Origin of the sequence: Vogesella mureinivorans (assembly GCF_007644035.1) — a bacterium.
Taxonomy (GTDB): domain Bacteria; phylum Pseudomonadota; class Gammaproteobacteria; order Burkholderiales; family Chromobacteriaceae; genus Vogesella; species Vogesella mureinivorans.
Genome location: NZ_VMTV02000116.1, coordinates 1 through 386 on the forward strand (window position 1 = coordinate 1; position 386 = coordinate 386).

Below are 386 nucleotides of genomic sequence, written 5' to 3' on the forward strand. Positions count from 1 at the left end.
CCGCCGCGATCGCGGAGCCTGCTCGTGACTGGCGCCGACTGTGGCGCGAGGCCATCACCGAGCCCCTGGAACTGCTTCGACTGTTGGGTTTGGAAGCGCTGGCCGAACGTCTGCCCGCGAACTCGGCCGGCTTCCCGCTGCGGGTACCGCGGAGTTTCTTGGCGCGCATGCGCCAAGGCGATCCGGCCGACCCGCTGCTGCGTCAGGTGTTGCCGCTGGATCTGGAGACGCTCGCGGTCGAAGGCTTCGGCCACGACGCCGTGGGTGACGGCGCCGCCCGCAGCGGCCGCGGCGTGCTGCAGAAATACCAAGGTCGGGCCCTGCTGGTCGCCACCGGCAGCTGTGCCGTGCACTGCCGCTACTGCTTCCGCCGGCACTATCCCTAT

1 protein-coding gene is annotated in these 386 nt (G+C 70.2%); it reads left to right on the forward strand.

Annotated elements, in window-relative coordinates:
* A partial coding sequence (locus FLQ44_RS23490; protein ID WP_206208640.1) for a hypothetical protein occupies positions 1–386 on the forward strand: 386 nt, incomplete at both ends.